The organism is Dyella ginsengisoli LA-4, assembly GCF_000334915.1.
Taxonomy (GTDB): domain Bacteria; phylum Pseudomonadota; class Gammaproteobacteria; order Xanthomonadales; family Rhodanobacteraceae; genus Dyella_A; species Dyella_A ginsengisoli_A.
In genome coordinates this window covers 53,635-72,092 of record NZ_AMSF01000027.1, presented here as the reverse complement: position 1 = coordinate 72,092, position 18,458 = coordinate 53,635, and the positions used below count along the sequence as shown (strand labels likewise).

The 18,458-nt window shown below is 68.9% G+C and carries 16 protein-coding genes; 11 read left to right on the top strand and 5 right to left on the bottom strand.

The window, feature by feature from the left end; genetic code table 11:
• Window positions 1-210 precede the first annotated feature (210 nt).
• From C693_RS0108530 to fabV, 3 genes are all read left to right on the top strand, one after another.
• A complete protein-coding gene (locus tag C693_RS0108530) occupies window positions 211-975 on the top strand; it encodes a cytochrome c4 (RefSeq protein ID WP_017461845.1) in 765 nt (254 codons plus the stop codon).
• Entirely contained in the window at window positions 972-2,267 is a 1,296-nt protein-coding gene (locus tag C693_RS0108525; RefSeq protein WP_017461844.1) for a cytochrome c, read from the top strand. The genes C693_RS0108530 and C693_RS0108525 overlap by 4 nt, the downstream gene beginning before the upstream one ends.
• A gap of 143 nt (window positions 2,268-2,410) precedes the next feature.
• Window positions 2,411-3,616: an enoyl-ACP reductase FabV gene (gene fabV / locus C693_RS0108520; protein ID WP_017461843.1), complete on the top strand. Its 1,206-nt coding sequence runs from the start codon at window positions 2,411-2,413 to the stop codon at window positions 3,614-3,616.
• 233 nt (window positions 3,617-3,849) lie between these two features.
• On the opposite strand, the gene C693_RS0108515 is transcribed toward fabV, so the two are convergent.
• Both C693_RS0108515 and C693_RS0108510 read right to left on the bottom strand, forming a co-directional pair.
• Window positions 3,850-4,362 carry a mismatch-specific DNA-glycosylase gene (locus C693_RS0108515; protein WP_017461842.1) on the bottom strand — a complete coding sequence of 171 codons (513 nt, stop codon included), beginning with the start codon at window positions 4,360-4,362 and terminating at the stop codon, window positions 3,850-3,852.
• Window positions 4,346-5,035, bottom strand: coding sequence for an ATP-binding protein (locus C693_RS0108510; RefSeq protein ID WP_026107281.1), 690 nt, complete (start codon window positions 5,033-5,035; stop codon window positions 4,346-4,348). The genes C693_RS0108515 and C693_RS0108510 overlap by 17 nt, the downstream gene beginning before the upstream one ends.
• A 64-nt stretch (window positions 5,036-5,099) precedes the next feature.
• Here C693_RS0108510 and C693_RS0108505 point away from each other — a divergent pair, with 64 nt between their 5' ends.
• From C693_RS0108505 to C693_RS0108495, 3 genes are all read left to right on the top strand, one after another.
• Window positions 5,100-6,266 carry a mechanosensitive ion channel family protein gene (locus C693_RS0108505; protein WP_017461840.1) on the top strand — a complete coding sequence of 389 codons (1,167 nt, stop codon included), beginning with the start codon at window positions 5,100-5,102 and terminating at the stop codon, window positions 6,264-6,266.
• Between the two features lie 106 nt (window positions 6,267-6,372).
• Complete coding sequence (gene rng / locus C693_RS0108500; protein WP_017461839.1) at window positions 6,373-7,848, top strand: ribonuclease G; 1,476 nt, start codon at window positions 6,373-6,375, stop codon at window positions 7,846-7,848.
• A gap of 27 nt (window positions 7,849-7,875) precedes the next feature.
• On the top strand, window positions 7,876-11,769 hold the full coding sequence (locus C693_RS0108495) for a YhdP family protein (protein WP_043598574.1): 3,894 nt from the start codon (window positions 7,876-7,878) through the stop codon (window positions 11,767-11,769).
• Between the two features lie 4 nt (window positions 11,770-11,773).
• On the opposite strand, the gene C693_RS0108490 is transcribed toward C693_RS0108495, so the two are convergent.
• Window positions 11,774-12,979 carry a sterol desaturase family protein gene (locus tag C693_RS0108490; protein ID WP_017461837.1) on the bottom strand — a complete coding sequence of 402 codons (1,206 nt, stop codon included), beginning with the start codon at window positions 12,977-12,979 and terminating at the stop codon, window positions 11,774-11,776.
• Between the two features lie 125 nt (window positions 12,980-13,104).
• Between C693_RS0108490 and tldD the strand changes: the two genes are divergently transcribed.
• Together tldD and yiaA are read left to right on the top strand one after the other, a co-directional pair.
• On the top strand, window positions 13,105-14,550 hold the full coding sequence (tldD, locus tag C693_RS0108485) for a metalloprotease TldD (protein ID WP_017461836.1): 1,446 nt from the start codon (window positions 13,105-13,107) through the stop codon (window positions 14,548-14,550).
• Between the two features lie 82 nt (window positions 14,551-14,632).
• On the top strand, window positions 14,633-15,070 hold the full coding sequence (yiaA, locus tag C693_RS0108480) for an inner membrane protein YiaA (protein WP_017461835.1): 438 nt from the start codon (window positions 14,633-14,635) through the stop codon (window positions 15,068-15,070).
• A gap of 38 nt (window positions 15,071-15,108) precedes the next feature.
• Here the strand turns inward: yiaA and yjgA are convergent, their stop codons facing one another.
• The gene (gene yjgA, locus C693_RS0108475; protein ID WP_017461834.1) at window positions 15,109-15,672 is read right to left on the bottom strand and encodes a ribosome biogenesis factor YjgA; all 564 of its coding nucleotides are present in this window, start codon (window positions 15,670-15,672) and stop codon (window positions 15,109-15,111) included.
• A complete protein-coding gene (locus C693_RS21415; protein WP_017461833.1) occupies window positions 15,669-15,929 on the bottom strand; it encodes a DUF1653 domain-containing protein in 261 nt (86 codons plus the stop codon). The genes yjgA and C693_RS21415 overlap by 4 nt, the downstream gene beginning before the upstream one ends.
• Window positions 15,930-16,048: 119 nt before the next feature.
• Between C693_RS21415 and pmbA the strand changes: the two genes are divergently transcribed.
• From pmbA to C693_RS0108455, 3 genes are all read left to right on the top strand, one after another.
• Window positions 16,049-17,416, top strand: a complete 1,368-nt coding sequence (gene pmbA, locus C693_RS0108465; RefSeq protein WP_017461832.1) for a metalloprotease PmbA — start codon at window positions 16,049-16,051, stop codon at window positions 17,414-17,416.
• Between the two features lie 95 nt (window positions 17,417-17,511).
• A complete protein-coding gene (locus C693_RS21410) occupies window positions 17,512-17,952 on the top strand; it encodes a DUF4870 domain-containing protein (RefSeq protein WP_043598573.1) in 441 nt (146 codons plus the stop codon).
• Window positions 17,953-18,093: 141 nt separating this feature from the next.
• Window positions 18,094-18,453, top strand: a complete 360-nt coding sequence (locus C693_RS0108455) for a DUF805 domain-containing protein (RefSeq protein ID WP_017461830.1) — start codon at window positions 18,094-18,096, stop codon at window positions 18,451-18,453.
• Window positions 18,454-18,458: the final 5 nt, after the last annotated feature.

Below are 18,458 nucleotides of genomic sequence, written 5' to 3'. Positions count from 1 at the left end.
GCCAGCCTCGGGCCCGGCTCCACGCGCAGGCGGCGGATTCCCGGTCGTGGCGCTGGCGCTTTCGGCACTTTCGCGGGCAGTCGGAGCCGGGGATGCTGCCGGGATCGCCAGGACCGGATGGAGGCGGAGCTTGCGGCAGGTTGTCGCGACATCGGGCCGGCGGCCGGAGTGTTTCGCGGCTTCACCATACCGAGCGCCTATACTCTAGCGATGATCCGATACTCCCGTATCCCGCTCGGCGGAGCCCTTCTGCTGGCAGCCCTGCTGCTGCCGGCCGCACACGCCGCCGATAACCCGCCGACCCATACCGTGCCGGACACCCTGGCCCAGCGCATCGCCTCGTGCACGGCGTGTCATGGCGAGCATGGCGAGGGTTCGCCGGGCACCGGCTTCTTCCCGCGTCTGGCGGGCAAGCCGGCGGAGTACCTGGCGCGCCAGCTGCGCTACTTCCAGCTCGGCCTGCGCAGGTACGGCCCGATGGAATACACCGTGCGCCCGCTCACCGACACCTACATGCACGAGATCGCCAGCTACTTCGCCCAGCAAGAGGTGCCGTACTCGCCGTCGCCCACGCCCAGGGTATCCGCCGCGCTGCTGGCACGCGGACAGGCGCTGACCGAGCATGGCGACCCCGGGCGCAAGATCCCGCCGTGCCAGGCTTGCCACGGCAGCCAGCTGACCGGCGTGCAGCCGTCCACACCTGGCCTGATCGGCCTGCCCTACGACTATGTGAGTTCGCAGCTCGGCTCCTGGCGCACCGGCACCCGCGCCGCTGCCGCACCGGACTGCATGTCGATCATCGCCAACCGGCTTACTCCGGCGGACATCACCGCGGTGTCTGCTTTCCTGGCCACAAGGCAGCTGCCGGCGGACATGCATGCGCAGCCACCCGGTTCGGTGACGCCACCACTGCAGTGCGGCGTGCTGGGCAACGTTCCGCCGGCACAGGGACCGGCCAGGGGAGACGGCGCATGAAGTGGCTGCTGCGCGGTTTCCTGATCGCCCTCGTGCTGACGGTGGGCGGCGTCGGCTGGTGGCTGTTCGGGCCGCACCCCGACGATGTCGCCACGCGCGAGGCAGGTCGCCTTGCTGCCAGCGAAAACCTGGCCGACCCGGCGCTGATCGAACGCGGTCGCTACCTCGCCACGGTCGGCGATTGCGCGGCCTGCCACACCGCGCGCGATGGCGTCCCGTTCGCCGGCGGCCACGAAGTGCCGACCCCATTCGGCAATATCCCGGCGCCGAACATCACGCCGGATGACGAGACCGGACTGGGGCGGTGGACGTTTGCCGATTTCTGGCGTGCCCTGCACGAGGGCAAGGGCCGCCACGGCGAGTTCCTCTACCCGGCGTTCTCCTACACCTCGTACACCAAGGTCACCCGCGATGATGCGCTGGCGATCTTCGCCTACCTGAAATCGCTGGCGGCGGTGCATCGTCCCGCCGCGACACCGGAGCTGAAATTTCCCTACAGCGTGCGCCAGGGACTGGCGGCCTGGCGCGCGATGTATTTCCAGCCCGGTGTGTACCAGCCCGATCCGGCCCGGTCTGCCGAGTGGAATCGAGGCGCCTATCTGGTGCAGGGCCTGGGTCACTGCAACGAGTGTCACGCCCGGCGCGACGCGCTTGGCGGTATCCCGGCGCAGCCGCCGTTGTCCGGCGGCGAGATTCCCGCGCAGGACTGGTATGCGCCCGACCTCGGCACGCAGGCCCACGGCGGGCTGGAGGGCTGGAGCGGGCAGGACATCGTGCAGTTGCTCAAGACGGGACAGTCGGCGAAGGGCAGCGCATTCGGCCCGATGGCCGAGGTGGTCTCGCGCAGTACCCAGCACATGACCGACGCCGATCTCGCGGCGATCGCAAGCTACCTTGAATCGCTGCCGCCGCGGCCGCAGCCGCGGGTCGTCGATCCGGCGATCGACGCAACGGTGATGCGGCACAGGGGCGAGGAAATCTACGGCCAGCGTTGTGCCGCCTGCCACGGCAGGGACGGCAATGGCGTGGCCGGGGTCTACCCGCCGCTCAACGGCAACTCCTCGGTCGACGAACCGACCGGCATCAACGCGATCCGCGTGGTGCTGCTCGGCGGCTTTCCTCCGGTGACCGCCGGCAACCCGCGGCCGTACTCGATGCCACCGTTCGCCCAGTCGCTCAGCGACGCCGATGTGGCGGCGGTGGTCAGCTACATCCGTCACGCCTGGAGCAACCGCGCATCGCCGGTGCTCGAGCGTGACGTGGGCAAGTATCGCCAGACACCGATCGACTGAGCCCACCGATGCGCACTGCATCGCTCGAACGGCCCGTCTCGGCGGGCCGTTCGCATGTCGGGTCGCCGGCAACCCTACGGAGGCGCATGGCCGGCGCGCGCGGGTAATATGCGCCTTTGCCTGACCACGATCGAAGCGAACGCATGATCATCAATCCGAAAGTCCGCGGTTTCATCTGCATCACGGCGCACCCGGTGGGCTGCGCGAAGAACGTGCTCGAGCAGATCGACATCACCAAAGCCAGCGGCCAGAGCGGGCAGGGCCCCAAGCGCGTGCTGGTCATCGGCGCGTCCACCGGCTACGGCCTGGCCTCGCGTATCACCGCGGCCTTCGGCCACGGCGCGGCTACGCTCGGCGTGTTTTTCGAGAAGCCCTCGAGCGAGACCAAGACCGGCACCGCCGGCTGGTACAACTCCGCCGCGTTCGACCAGGCCGCCAAGGCCGCAGGCTTGTACAGCAAGTCGATCAACGGCGACGCGTTTTCCGACGAGACGCGCGCGCGCACCATCGAGCTGATCAAGGCGGAGATGGGTGGTCCGATCGACCTGGTGGTGTATTCGCTGGCCTCGCCGGTGCGCAAGCTGCCGGGCACCGGCGAAGTGAAGCGCTCGGCGCTCAAGACCATCGGCGAGGCCTTCAGCGCCACCTCGATCGACACCAACCGCGACACGGTGATCACTGCAACCGTCGAGCCGGCCACCGAGCAGGAGATCGCCGACACCGTCGCGGTGATGGGCGGCGAGGACTGGGCGCTGTGGATCGAGGCGCTGAATCAGGCCGGCGTGCTGGCGAAGGATGCCACCACCATCGCCTACAGCTACGTCGGCACCTCGATCACCTGGCCGATCTACTGGCACGGCACGCTGGGCCGCGCCAAGCAGCATCTGGACAACACCGCCACGACCATGCGCGAGCGTTATGCCGCCAACGGCCTGAAGGCCTACGTCGGAGTGATGAAGTCGGTGGTGACCCAGGCCAGCGCGGCGATCCCGGTGATTCCGCTGTACGTGTCGATGGTCTTCAAGATCATGAAGGCCAAGGGCATCCACGAGGGCACCATCGAGCAGGCCAACCGCCTGTTCCGCGATTTCCTCTACCGCGCCGACGGCAGCGCGCCGCCGGTGGACGAAGAGCACCGCCTGCGTCTGGACGACTGGGAGCTGCGCGACGACGTGCAGTCCGAGTGCAAGGCGTTGTGGCCGACGGTGACCACCGAGAACCTCAACCAGCTCACCGACTACGCCGGCTACCGCCACGACTTCCTCAAGCTGTTCGGGTTCGACCGCGGCGACGTGGACTACACCCAGGACGTGCCGACCGACGTGCGGTTCGACTGCGTGGAGATGTAAGCGGGCTCGCACGCAGCCGCGGACGGGCGCCTTCGGGCGCCCGCTCTGTTTCGGGAGGAGAGGCGCTGGATTCCAGCTCGACCAGCCATCCGGCTGTCGAGAGCCGCTGGAATGACGGGTTTGGGAGTTGCTGCCCACCTGCAACGCGCCTGATCGCTTCCACCACCCCTCACCGTCATCCCGGCGCCCGCCGGAGGCGCTCTTCAACGGCGAATGCCGGTCATCCAGCGCCTTCAATCCCCACGCACCCGTCCGGCCAACTCCTGCCACGGCCCGATCGACCAGTGCCCGCGCGCCTGTCCCGATGGCGAGGGCAGCACGAACACCCGCGTCGTGCCGATGCGCTCCGGCTGCTCGCCGTAGCCGGTGATCGCCCGGCCGAGCGCCGCCTTCGCGCCGTGCTTGCTGGTGAAGGCCAGCCAGCGCGGGGCATATCGTTCGATCTTGGCCCGCAGGGCCGGCACGTCGAAGGCGTCGCGCGGCAGCTCGCTGTCGTTGCCGCTGTGGAACTTGGCCAGGTCGGTGAAGCCGATGCCGAGCTCGGCAAGCCGCGGAAATTCTTCCGCTGGGTAGCGGTGCGGGGTCAGGCCGACCTCGGCCAACGCCCGCCAGAACAGGTTGCCCGGATGCGCGTAGTAGGCTCCCTCGGCCGCCGATCGCTTGCCTGCCGCGGTGCCGCAGAACACCAGCGCCAGGCCCGGTTGCAGCACGTCGGGCAGGATGTGGTCGTCAGCCGGCCGTGTCATCGAGCAGGAAATCGGTGAACTGGAAACGTTCGTCGCGCAGCACCGACTCGCCGCGACGCAGGCGCAGCGGCGTGCGGAACAGCGGGCCACCGCAGCTCAGCGTATGGAACTCGCCGCGCTCGCCGCAGGGGTCGACCCCGACCGGCAGTGCGTCGAGCAGGGCGCCGTCATAGGCGCGCCCGCAGAACGCGGCATCGAGTTGTTGGGTGTCCACGCAGCACAGCATCGCGCGATGGCCCTCGGCGACGAAGCGGCGCGACAGCGCGGCCGTGTCCTCGCCCCAGATCGGGAACACCGCGCGCCACTCGGCCTGGCCGAGCTGGCGCACGCGGTAGTCGCGCACGTCCTGCAGGAACAGGTCGCCGAAGGCGCAGTGGCGCACGCCCGGCCAGCGCATGCGCGCTTCGGCCAGCGCCCTGGCGTGGGCTTCTTCGTAGGCCTCGTTCGAACCAGGCCAGTCCATCTCCGCGACTACCAGCGGCAGGCCGAGCGATGCGGCCTGGGCCTCCAGGATCGTGCGCCGCACGCCGTGCATGGCGATGCGGTCGTAGGTGCGGTTGACCGTGGTGAGCAGGGCGACTACCTGCCAGTGCGGATCGGCGCGCAGGCGCTGCAGGGCCATCAGGCAGTCTTTGCCGCCACTCCAGGCGAGCAGGATGGGTGTCGGAGTCATCCGCTAACTCTACGTGATCATGCCGACCACATGGCATGGACGCCCGGCTTGGCACGCTGTGACGATGCTCGGATTCCTCCACGACCTGTGGGCCCGCTCTCCCGCGTTCCGCCTGATCGGCTGCGCCGCGGTGGCGCTGGTCGTGGCGATGCTGGTGCATCGCGCCATCCGCGCACTGTTGTGGCGGTGGAGCGGCGATCATCCGATGGTGCGCGACATGCTGCGCTTCGCGCGGGCGCCGATGGGCTGGCTGGTGCCGCTGGTCGCGCTGACGGTGGTCCTGCATGCCCGTCCCGAGTCGGCGCTGCTTGCCCCGGTGCAGGTGCTGTCGCACGGGCTGGTCGTCGCGTTGATCGGTGTCGCCACCTGGCTGGCGGTGCGTTGCGTGCAGGCGGCCGAGGCCTTTTTTACCCGGCGTTTTCCGGTGGACGTAGCCGACAACCTGCATGCGCGCCGGGTGCTTACCCAGGCGCGCGTGCTTGGCCGTACCACCTCCGTGCTGATCGTGCTGCTCGGTCTGGCTGCGGCCCTGATGACCCTGCCGCTGGTGCGCCAGATCGGCGCCAGCCTGCTCGCCTCGGCCGGATTGGCCGGGCTGGCGGTCGGCCTTGCCGCCAAGCCGGTGCTGGGCAACCTGATCGCCGGCCTGCAGATCGCGTTGACCCAGCCGATCCGCCTCGACGACGTGGTGATCATCGAAGGCGAGTGGGGCCGGGTGGAGGAGATCACCGGCACCTACGTGGTGGTGCGCATCTGGGACGAGCGACGGCTGGTAGTGCCGTTGAACTGGTTCATGGAGCACCCGTTCCAGAACTGGACCCGGCGCACCGCGCAGATCATCGGCACGGTATTCCTGTGGCTGGACTATCGCGTGCCGCTGGCGCCGTTGCGCGAGGAGCTGCAGCGACTGTGCCGCGAGGCGGCCGAATGGGACGGTCGGGTATGCGTGCTGCAGGTCACCGATGCCAGCGATCGCGCCATGCAGTTGCGCGCGCTGGTCAGTTCGGGCGATTCCGGGCGCAACTGGGACCTGCGCTGCCGGGTGCGTGAGGGCTTGCTGGCCTTCGCCCAGACCCATTATCCGGATGCTCTTCCGCGCTGGCGGGGCGAATGGTCGCGTGCGCCGGGCGGTGAGCCGGAGTCGGCCGGGATGGCGCCGCGGCAGCCCCCGGAGGGGCAGCGCAGCCCGCATCCCGAAGATGGTGCCGGCGAGCTTCCCGGATCGGCCTGAGCCACCTGGCGACACGCGTCACGGGCCGCCAAAGTCAAGGGCTGGTGCGCATCGACAGTGCCCCGAACCAGCCGTTATAAAGGTTGTCCTGGGCGGGGGTAGTGCGGTGAGTGAAGAGATCCTGATCAATGTGACGCCGCGCGAGACCCGCGTCGGCATCGTCGAGAACGGCATGCTGCAGGAGGTCCACGTCGAGCGCGCCTCCCGGCGGGGCTACGTGGGCAACATCTACAAGGGCCGGGTACAGCGGGTGATGCCGGGCATGCAGGCGGTGTTCGTCGACATCGGCCTGGACCGGGCGGCCTTCCTGCACGCCTCGGACATCATTCGTCCCGCCATTCCCGGTGTCGAGGGAGACGGCGGGGGCAGCGGTCCGGTGCCGTCGATCAGCGAGCTGGTGCACGAGGGCCAGGAGATCGTGGTGCAGGTGGTGAAGGATCCGATCAGCACCAAGGGGGCACGGCTGTCCACCCACCTGTCGATCCCGTCGCGCTACCTGGTGCTGCTGCCGCACGCGCGCACGCTGGGCATTTCCGCGCGGATCGAGGACGAGGACGAGCGCCAGCGCCTGAAGGACGTGCTGGCGCCGCTGCTCGGTGAAAACCCGCTGGGCTACATCGTGCGCACCAACGCCGAGGGCCAGTCGGCCGAGTCGCTGGCTTTCGACGTGACCTATCTCGGCAAGGTCTGGCGCGTGGTGCAGGAGAACATCGCCCGGGCGAAGGTCGGCGAGCGGGTGTACGAGGAACTGTCGCTGCCGCTGCGTTGCCTGCGCGATTCGCTCAACGAAGCCATCGAGAAGGTGCGCGTGGATTCGCGCGAAACCTTCGAGAAGGTGGTGAAGTTCGTGCACAAGTTCATGCCCAGCCTGGATGATCGCGTCGAGCACTACGACGGCGAGCGGCCGATCTTCGACCTCTACGGCGCCGAGGACGAGATCCAGCGCGCGCTGAAGAAGGAGGTGCCGCTCAAGTCCGGCGGTTACCTCATCGTCGACCAGACCGAGGCGATGACCACCATCGACGTCAATACCGGCGGCTACCTCGGCACGCGCAACCTGGAGGAGACCGTCTACCGCACCAACCTGGAAGCGGCACAGGCAGCGGCACGCCAGCTGCGGCTGCGCAACCTGGGCGGCATCATCATCATCGACTTCATCGACATGACCGACGAGGAGCACAAGCGCCAGGTGCTGCGCACGCTCGAGAAAGGCCTGTCGCGCGACCACGCCAAGACCACCGTCTATCCGATGTCGGCGCTGGGTCTGGTGGAGATGACCCGCAAGCGCACCACCGAGAGCCTGGAGCGGCAGCTGTGCGAGCCGTGCCCAGCCTGCTCCGGTCGCGGCACGGTGAAGACCGCCGAGACGGTGACCTACGAGATCTTCCGCGAGATCACCCGCGCGGTGCGCCAGTTCAGCGCGGCCAAGCTGCTGGTGATGGCCAGTCCGTCGGTGGTCAACCGCATCCTGGAGGAGGAGTCCTCCGCGGTGGCCGAACTGGAGGAGTTCATCTCCAAGAGCATACGCTTCCAGGCCGAAGAGCATTATTCCCAGGAACAGTTTGATGTGGTGCTGCTGTAACCCGCGGTTCGGCGCAGGCCGCCGAGCGTGACGGTGACCTGGTCGCGGCGTGCGCACCGGCTCAGCCGGGCGCTCGGATGGATGGTCGGCGTCTGCCTGATCACCCTGGCGGTGGTCGCGGCGTTGGCGCAGGTGCTGCTGCCGGCGTTGGCCCGTCATCCGCAGTGGGTCGCTGCCCAGTTGGCCGCGCGCCTGCATCGCCCGGTGTCGTTCGATTCGATGCAGGGGCGCTGGACCCCGGCGGGACCCACCTTCGCGCTGCGCGGGGTCACGCTCGGCGCTACCGCCCCGGGGCAGTCGCCACTGCACCTCCCGGAGGTCGACGCCGCGCTGGATTTCGGCGGCTGGCTGCTGCCGTCCCGGCACCTGCTCAACCTGCATGTGCGAGGGGTGCAACTGGACGTGGCCCGTGGCAAGGATGGGCAGTGGTCGATCCGAGGCGTCGGCGCGACCGGGGGCAGCTCCGGGCAGCCGACGTCGCTGGGGCGGCTGTCGCTTGATCTGTGGCTGGACGACGTGCACATCGACGTCGCCGACGAGCGCACCGGTCGGCATTACGCGGTGCTGGCCGACCAGTTGCGGGCATGGCTGGGCTCGGGCGAGGTGCGGGTGGGGGCACGCCTGCGCCGTGCCGGTGCCGATGGCGTGCTCACCGCGGCCGGGCAGTTCCGCGACGATGGCAGCAGCGGGCGGGTCTGGCTGGCGGGCGACAACCTCGACGTGAACGCGATGCTGGGCGATGCCAGCCTGGCCGGCTATACCGCCGAGCAGGGGCACGGGCATCTGGAAGCCTGGCTGGACTGGCGCGACGGCAAGGTGGTGCGCAGCGTGCTGCAGACCGACCTGACCGGTGTTTCGCTCGGCACACCGGCGGGCAGCCGGGTCGACGTGGCCGCGATCCGTGGCGTGATGGAGATCCGCCAGACCGGCGACGGCTACCGGCTGGCCTGGGCCGGTTACGACGGCAGTGCGCTGGTGGCGGTGATGCATCGGCCTTCGGCCGGGGCAATTCGCATCGGCATCGCCGCCAGCCGCCTGCAGCTGGCGCCGCTGGTGCCCTGGCTTGCGCTCAAGCCGGACATGTCCGCCGGCCTGTCCCACTGGCTGGGCGAGGGCAAGCCACGCGGGGAAATCACCCGCGCCGACGTACAGTGGCAGCAGGGTGTCGGCCTTACCCGACTGGATGCCGCTTTCCAGGGGCTGGGCATCGATCCGGTCGGCGCGATGCCAGGTATCGACCGGCTCTCCGGCACGTTGCGTGGCGACGCCGAGGCGCTCTCGCTGGAGCTGCCGGAGCAGCCCACGGTGCTGCGCTTCCCCAGGGCGTTCCGCCAGCCGTTCGCACTGTCCCGGCTGGCCGGCACGATCGCGGTCTGGCATGACGACGGTGGCGTGCACCTCGGCGCCGATCCGCTGGACTTCACCGGCGTCGGCTACGCCGGCCAGGCGAGGGGCGAGGTGCTGTTGCCGGCGGATGGCGGCCGACCGTTCCTCGACCTGTATGCCCATGTCGACCGCGGCGACGTCACTGCCGCCAAGCTGTTCTGGCCGCTGACGATGCCGCCGAAGGCGGTGGCCTGGCTGGACCGCGGCCTGGTTAGCGGCACCATCGATAGCGGCGACGCGCTGGTGCGCGGCAGCCTGGCCGACTGGCCATTCCTGCACAACGAGGGACGCTTCGAGGCACAGGCGCGGCTGAGCGACCTCACGCTGGACTACGGCGAGGGCTGGCCGCGCGCCGAGCATGTCGCCGCGGTAGCCAGCTTCGTCGACAACGGCATGCTGGTGCAGGCCAGCGGCGGCGAGGCGATGGGGGTGAAGGCGCAGCACGCGGTGGCGCTGATCCCGGATTTCGGTGATGCCGCGCTGGATCTCAATGTCAGTGGCAGTGGCAGCGGGGCGAGCCTGCTCGGCTTCGTCAGTCATAGCCCGATCGCCGCGCGCGAGGCCGACACGCTGGCCAAGCTCAAGCTCGGTGGCAAGGGCGACTTCGACTTCCATCTGCTGCTGCCGTTCAAGGACGACGCTTCACTCCAGCTCAACGGCACCGCGCAATTGACCCATGCCGATCTCAGCGCGCCGGACTGGAACCTTCGGCTCGGCCAGCTCACCGGCCCGATGCAGTTCGATGCCGGAGGGCTTTCGGCCGGCCCGCTACAGGGAACCTTCCGCGACCAGCCGTCCACCCTGCAGATGCGCATCGCCGGCGCTACCGGCGACCCCGATACGGTGTTTTCGGCCAGCCTGGACGGACGCTACACCCTGGCTGAGCTGCTGCAGGACCAGCCAGCCATGGCCTGGCTGGGGGCGGCTTCGGAGGGACGCAGCGAATTCCGCATCGGGCTGGACATCGGCCGTGACGCGGCCAATACGCCCCTGCATCAGCGGCTGACCGTCGACTCGGCGTTGCAGGACATCGCGATCAAGCTGCCGGCGCCGCTGGACAAGCCCGCGGGCGTGATGATGCCGCTGCACGTGGTGCTGGGCCTGCCAACCGATTCGGCCGACCTGCAGGTCTCGCTGGACGACGTGCTGCGCGCGCGCTTCCGCCTGCCGGGCGGTTACGGCCAGCCGCTGGCCGGGACCGTGGCACTCGGCGACCGCATGCCCGACACGCTGCCACAGCAGGGGCTGCGCGTGCAGGGCCACGGCGGCCGGGTGGATGTGAGTGGCTGGATCCAGCAGGTGGTCGGCGGGCAGGGCAGCGGCAGCGCGCCTACGCTTGAAGGCATCGACATCACCGCCGACCACGCGATGCTGTTCGGCAACGATTTCCCCGACCTGCACATGCAGGTCACCCCGAAGTCCGACGGCCTGGGCATCGACGCCGATGGCGCGACGCTGTCCGGGCATTTCGACGTGCCCGGCGCCGACCTCGGCAAGCGCGGCATCACCGCGCGGCTGAAGCGGCTTTACTGGCCCAAGGCCGAGCCGCCGAAGGACGCCAGCGGCAAGGCGCTGCCCGATACCGGACCGACCCCGGCGCAGGCGGCCCGCACCGGCGTGAATCCCGCCAGCCTGCCGCCGTTCCACCTGCTGGTGGACGACCTGCGGCTGGGCAATGCCCACCTCGGCCAGGCCCGGCTGGAAAGCTGGCCGACCGCCAAGGGCATGCACCTGGACCAGCTGCGGGCGCTGTCGCCCAGCGTGCAGATCACCGCCTCCGGCGACTGGAACGGCAATCCGGAGGACAGCCAGACCCACCTGGCGATCGATTTCTCCGCCGAGGACATCGGCAAGATGCTCGATGCGCTGGGCTTCGACGGCCTGTTCAACGGCGGCAAGACGCGGGCCCACCTCGACGGCACCTGGCCGGGCAGCCCGTCGGCGATCACCCTGGCCAACCTCGAAGGCCGGCTGCAGGTGCACGTGACCGACGGGCGCATCCCCGAAGCCGACTCGCCGGGCGTGGGGCGACTGCTGGGACTGGTCTCCCTGGCCGAACTGCCGCGCCGGCTCACGCTCGACTTCGGCGACGTGTTCGGCAAGGGCCTGGCCTTCGACAGCATCGACGGCAGCTTCCTCTTCGCCGACGGCAACGCCACCACCCAGAACATGAAGATCAAGGGGCCGGCCGCGGAGATCACCGTGACCGGCCGCACCGGGCTGCGTGCCCGCGACTACGACCAGCAGCTGCTGGTGGTTCCGCACGTCGGCAACAGCCTGCCGGTGGTCGGCGCGGTGGTCGGTGGACCGGTGGGGGCCGCGGCGGGCCTGGCGGTGCAGGGTCTGCTCGGCCGCGGCCTGAACAAGGCGGCCAGCGCGCGCTACGCGATCACCGGCAGCTGGGACAAGCCGAAGATCACCCTGATCGAGAAGCGCGTGCCCAAGCCCCTGCCGCTGCTGCCGGCACCGGCCAGCTCGACGGCGCCCACGCCTCCGCTGCTGCCCGCGCCGGCGTCGACGGCACCGTCGCGCTGAGCCCTCAGTCCGGGGTGCCGGCTCTCTTCGGTGGGCCGCGGAAGGGGAACAGCTGCTGCCGCACGAAGCCGTCGGGCATGTAGTCGCCGACCACGCCGTACTTCTCCGGAAACCGGCGCGTCGACTTCACCGCGGTGCCGAACAGGTAATCGAGAAAGGCGTAGTGCGCGGCGTAGTTGCGGTCGATCGCCTCGTCGTCCGAGGCGTGGTGCCAGTGGTGGAAATCGGGCGTCACCACCAGGTACTTCAGCGGGCCCCACGGCAGGTGCACGTTGGCGTGGTTGAACACCGCCTGGAAGCCGACCACCAGGATGTAGGCGTTCATCACGCCCTCGCTGAAACCCAGGATGTACAGCGGCGCCAGCACCGCCACCCGGGTCACGATGAGCTCTAGCATGTGCTGGCGCGAGCCGGCCAGCCAGTCCATCGTCTTGGCGCTGTGGTGCACCGCGTGGAAGCGCCAGAGGAACGGCACCTCGTGGTAGGCGCGGTGCGTCCAGTACTGCGCCAGGTCGGCGACCAGGATGCACAGCAGCAGCTGCGGCACGAAGGCGATGTGCTGCACGGTCTGCTGGAACGGGCTGTCGGTGAGCCAGCCGAACAGGTGATGCAGCAGGAAGTTCACCGTCAGCAGCGCCAGCCCCACGATGAAATGGTTCACCGCGAAGTGCTTCAGGTCGGTCTGCCACTCCTTGCGGAACACCGCCTGGCCCTTGTACAGCGGAAACAGCTTCTCGATCACCACGAACACCAGGGTCGAGCCGAGCAGGTCGAGGATGAACCAGTCCAGCCCGATGTACGGCGTGTGGTCGGGGAAGTTGCCCACCGGCACGCGCGAACCGCCCAGCGCGGTGGCCGCCAGCACGAAGACGAAGGCCACCGCGTTGATATTGCGCGAGCGGCCCAGGATCACGTTGCCCAGCGACATGCCACCGGCGACCAGCAGCCCGGCCAGCAGCAGCTGGCGCAGCACGTCGACCGAGTACTTGTGCCGAAGGTCCGGGGTGGTGAGGTATTGCGGAAAGTGGAAGGCGAGCACCGCCAGCAGGCAGAGCACGCCCAGCGACAGGGCGATCACGCCGCTGACCCGGCCCAGGCCTGGCTTGAGTTCGCCGTCGCTGCGCAGCAGTTCGCGTGTCTCGGCGACGGGCTGCTGCAGGGTGTGTTCGATGACTTCCAGCGGGCGCTTGCGCGGGGTGTCTGACGACATGGATGGTGACTCCGTGGACGCTGTCCTTGCTTTGGCGCATCGTAGCGGATGCCCGCCGGCCGGCGCGCTTTAAAGCGGCCGCATCCGCCCCCACGTTCGATCGTCATCACCGGATCCCGACGCAGATGCCCATGTCCTCTCTTCTCGACCAGGCCCAGCAACGCCTGCTTACCCCCGGCGGTCTCGCCACCGGCGACCTGGAGCGGGTGTTCGACCAGCTGATGGCGCCGTCGATCGACGCCGCCGACCTGTATTTCCAGCACTCGCGCAGCGAGTCGTGGCTGCTGGAGGAGGGCATCGTCAAGGACGGCAGCCACTCGATCGAGCAGGGCGTGGGCGTGCGCGCGATCTCGGGCGAGAAGACCGGGTTCGCCTATTCCGACGAGATCGTGCTGCCACAGCTGCTGGAAGCTTCGAGGGCCGCCCGCGCCATCGCGCAGGACGGCCGCGGCGCCGGCCGTCCGCTGGCGCTGGGCAACACGCGGGCGTTGTATCCGGCGATCGATCCGGTCGAGAGCCTGCCCAATCCGGACAAGATCGCCCTGCTGCGCGAGGTGGACGCCTACGCGCGCTCGCGCGATCCGCGCATCACCCAGGTGATCGTCAGCCTCGCCGCCACGCTGGACACCGTGCTGATCGCCGCCTCCGACGGCACGCTGGCCGCCGACGTGCGCCCCTTGGTGCGCATCAACGTGCAGGTGATCGCCGAGGCCAACGGCCGCCGCGAGCAGGGCTATGCCGGCGGCGGCGGCCGCTACAGCTACGGCGAGCTGATCGCCAACGGCCGCGCGCTGGCGTTCGCCGACGAGGCGGTGCGCCAGGCGCTGGTCAACCTCGACTCGGTCGACGCCCCGGCCGGCCAGATGACCGTGGTGCTCGGCCCGGGCTGGCCCGGCGTGCTGCTGCACGAGGCGATCGGCCACGGCCTGGAGGGCGACTTCAACCGCAAGGGCAGCTCCGCCTTCGCCGGCCGCATCGGCCAGCGCGTGGCGGCCAGGGGCGTCACCGTGGTCGACGACGGCACGCTGCCGGGGCGCCGCGGTTCGCTCAGCATCGACGACGAGGGCACGCCGACCGAGTGCACCACGCTGATCGAGGACGGCATCCTTGTCGGCTACATGCAGGACAAGCTCAACGCCCGCCTGATGGGCATGCAGCCCACCGGCAACGGCCGGCGCGAGTCGTTCACCCAGTTGCCGATGCCGCGCATGACCAACACCTACATGCGCGGCGGCAGCATGGATCCGGCCGAGATCATCCGCTCGGTGAAGATGGGCCTGTACGCGCCGAACTTCGGCGGTGGCCAGGTGGACATCACCAGCGGCAAATTCACCTTCTCCGCCAGTGAGGCCTACCTGATCGAGGACGGCAGGATCACCGCGCCGGTGAAGGGCGCCACCCTGATCGGTTCCGGTCCGGAGGTGCTGCAGCGGGTGTCGATGATCGGCAACGACATGGCGCTGGACGAGGGTGTCGGCGTGTGCGGCAAGGACGGCCAGAGCGTGCCGGTGGGCGTCGGCCAGCCGACGCTGCGCATCGACTCGATGACGGTGGGCGGTACCGCGTCCTGAGCCGGCGGCTCTTCCGGCCGCAACCACCGGCGCAGCGCTGCTAGAGTAGCGGCGCCTTCCATGCGATCTAAGGAGAGTGAGCATGCCGGTTCCGCAGACCCAACGCCCGACGGCGGCCTTCGTCGGTGCTTCCTGGCTGGCCCTGATGGTTGGCTCGCTGTCCTATCTCATCGGGCTGTGGAATGCCCAGATGGCGCTCAACGAAAAGGGCTACTACCTGACCCTGCTGCTGTACGGGCTGTTTTCAGCGGTATCGCTGCAGAAATCGGTACGCGATCGGCTGGAGGGACTGCGTGTGACGGGCCTGTACTTCGGCCTGTGCTGGGTCTCGCTCGGCATCGCCATCGTGCTGCTGGTGGTCGGGCTGTGGAACGCCACCCTCGGCCTCAGCGAGAAGGGCTTCTACGCCATGGCGTTCCTGCTCAGCCTGTTTGCCGCGGTGGCCGTGCAGAAGAATGTCCGGGACATGGCGCTTCACGACGGCGACGCGGACGCCATGGATCGTTCCGCCGACTTCTGAACCGCGGGCGCCGAGGGCACCCTTGCGGCGTCGCCCGGTCAGCCGGCTGAGTCCTCGTCGACATCGACTTCTTCCAGCGCCTTGAGCACCTGGAAGATCTCGCGATAGGCGCGCGGCGGCTTGTTCGGCGTGTTTTTCTCGATGCGCGCCTGGCGCACCAGCGAGCGCAGGTGCTGGCGGTCGAGTGTCGGATGCCGTTCGGCCAGCTCGGACAGGGCGACATCGCCCTCGTCGCCGAGCAGGCGTTCGCGCAGCGATTCCATCCGATGCATCGCCGCTGTCTCCTGGCGCTGCTTGTCGCGGTTTTCGCCCAGCGCGGCGCGCACCGCGTCGAAGGTGGATTCGTCGTGACGGCGCATCAGCTTGGCGAGGAAGCCGAGCTGGCGCTTGCGTGCGATGTGCGAGGTGATCTTCCGCACGTTGGCGATCTCGTCGCGCACGTCGTCCGGCAGCTCCAGCTTGGCCAGCCTGGACGGGATCATTTCCACCAGTTGCGTGGCCAGCGTGAGCACCGCCAGCGCGTCGCGCCGCTGCTGGGTGCGGCTGGGGCCGTATTCGTTTTCGTCCAGTTCGTACTGGCTGCGGCTTCGGCTGGGACTCACGGGCTGGTTTCCGGTGGGATGGCGAGAAGGAGAGGATCGCTGTCGTCGGCCTGCTCCAGCGCAAAGCGCGGAATCGGCTCGCCCTCCAGCTCCACCGTTTCGCAGAACATGGCTGCCGGGCGCACCCACAGGCCGCGTTCGCCGTACAGCGCCTGGTAGACCACCAGTGGCTCCATCGTCTCGCTGTGGCGGGCGGTGCCCAGCACGCGATAGCGCTGGCCCTTGTAGTGGCGGTAGATACCGGCGGCTGGTTGCATGGGACTCTCCACAGCGGCCAGACTGGCACGCTCTTTTCATGCCGGCCGGCAGGCCCCATGTCTGGGAGCTGGGCGGCGCGGGTCGTCCATTCTACCCGTCCACCCTGCAGGAATCCCACGTGAGCGACATCACTCCCCATCCCGACCACAGCCGCGAGGAACTGGACCGTCTGGCCGATCTGGCGCAGGACGTGATCCGCCGCGCGCGCGCCGCCGGGGCCAGCCAGGCCGAGGTGGCCGCCAGCATCGACACGGGCCTGAGCGTGAACGTGCGGCTGGGTGAGGTGGAAACGGTCGAGCACACCCGCGACCGCGGTTTCGGCCTCACCGTGTACTTCGGCCAGCGCAAGGGCTCGGCCAGTACCGCCGACCTGAATCCGGACTCGATCCAGGCCACCCTGGACCAGGCCTGCGCGATCGCCCGCTACACCGAGGAGGACCCGGCGGCCGGTCTCGCCGATGCGGCGCTGATGGCCACCGAGTTCCCCGACCTGGACCTGTGGCATCCGTGGTCGATCGACACCGCCGGCGCGATCGCGCTGGGCCAGCGGATCGAGGACGCCGGGCGCGCCCACGCCGGCATCAGCAATTCCGACGGCGCAGGCGTGCAGATGGGCGAGAGCCTGTCGGTGTACGCCAACTCGCACGGTTTCGTCGGTCGCGAGCGCGGCACCCGGCACTCGATCTCGTTGTCGCTGATCGCCGGCGACGAGGCCGGCATGCAGCGCGACTACTGGTACGACAGCGTGCGCGACGCGGCGAAGTTCATGGACGCGAAGGCGCTGGGCGACAAGGCCGCCGAGCGCACCCTGGCCCGCCTGGGTGCGCGCAGCCTGTCCACACGGCAGTGCCCGGTACTGTTCGCGTCGGAGCTGGCGCGCGGACTGGTCGGTCACCTGGTCAGCGCGGTCAGCGGCGGGGCGCTCTACCGGCGTTCCAGTTTCCTCGTCGACCACGCCGGCAAGCCGGTGATGCCGGCGTGGATACAGATCGTCGAGCGGCCGCTGCTGCGCGGCGGTCAGGCTTCCGGCGCGTTCGATGCCGAGGGCGTGGCCACCCGCGACAGCGCACTGGTCGAGGATGGCATCCTGGCGCGCTATGTTCTCGGCAGTTACTCCGCCCGCAAGCTTGGCCTGACCACCACCGGCAATGCCGGCGGCATCCACAATCTGGTCGTCACGCCAGGCAGCAGCGACGGCGAGGCCAGCGACTTCGCCGGCATGCTGGCGCGCCTGGGTACCGGTCTGCTGGTCACCGAGCTGATGGGGCAGGGCGTCAACACCACCACCGGCGATTACTCGCGCGGCGCTTCGGGGTTCTGGGTGGAGAACGGTGCGATCGCGTTCCCGGTCGAGGAAATCACCATTGCGGCCAACCTGCGCGACATGTTCGCCGGCATCGTGGCGGTGGGGTCGGATGTGGATCCGCGTTCGCACATCCTGACCGGCTCTATCCTGCTCGATCGCATGACCGTTGCCGGCGAATAGCCGATCGGTCCCCTGCGCAAAAGTCTGCGCTCGCGGTAGCATCGACAGGACATCGCCGCGTCGCGCGATGCTTTGCCACTACCGAGGGTCAGGCCATGAGCATTCCCCCCGAAGACGTCGTACCTCCTCCGCCCCCGCCGGCCGCGCCGCCGCCGAGCGATCCGCCGCCATCCGAACCGCCGGTTGCCGGTGGACCTTCCGCCGAGCAGCGTCAATGGGCGATGTTCGCCCACCTGTCGGCCTTGCTCGGTCTGGTCACCGCAGGTTGGGCCTGCTTCCTGGGGCCGCTGGTCATCTGGCTGGTGAAGAAGGACACCATGCCCTTCGTCGACGACCAGGCGAAGGAGGCGTTGAATTTCAACATCACGGTGATGATCGCCGGCGCGATCTGCTGGATCCTGGTGTTCGTGCTGATCGGCTTCCTGTTGCTGTGGGCACTCGCGATCGTGTGGATCGTGTTCACCATCATCGCGGCGATCAAGGCCAATGAGGGCGTGGCCTACCGCTATCCGTTCGCGCTGCGTCTTATCAAGTAACCCCGCTGCAAAGCAGCGGCATGAGAGAACCTGCCAGAATCGGCGGTGCGGTGTGCGGGGCCATCAGCGAACGGGTCCGCACACCGATCGGGAGCCAGCGCCACCGGGACTGGCAGACAAATCGAAAAAGGGGAGATAGGGATGGGATTTTTCGACTGGTACGTGTCGTGTATCAAGGATCACTACGTCGATTTCGAAGGCCGTGCGCGGCGCCAGGAGTACTGGATGTTCACCCTGGTGAACATCCTTGCCGCCATCGTGGTGGGCGTCATCGGGGCGATCATCCACCTGCGGATGCTGGGTTCGCTGTATTCGCTGGCGGTGCTGTTGCCAGGCATCGCCGTGACGGTGCGCCGTCTGCATGACACCGATCGATCGGGCTGGTGGATCCTGATTGGCCTGATCCCGCTGATCGGCACGATCTGGCTGCTGGTGCTGATGGTGCTCGAGGGTACCCAGGGCTCCAACCAGTACGGCCCTGATCCGAAGCAGGCGGGCTGAGCCGA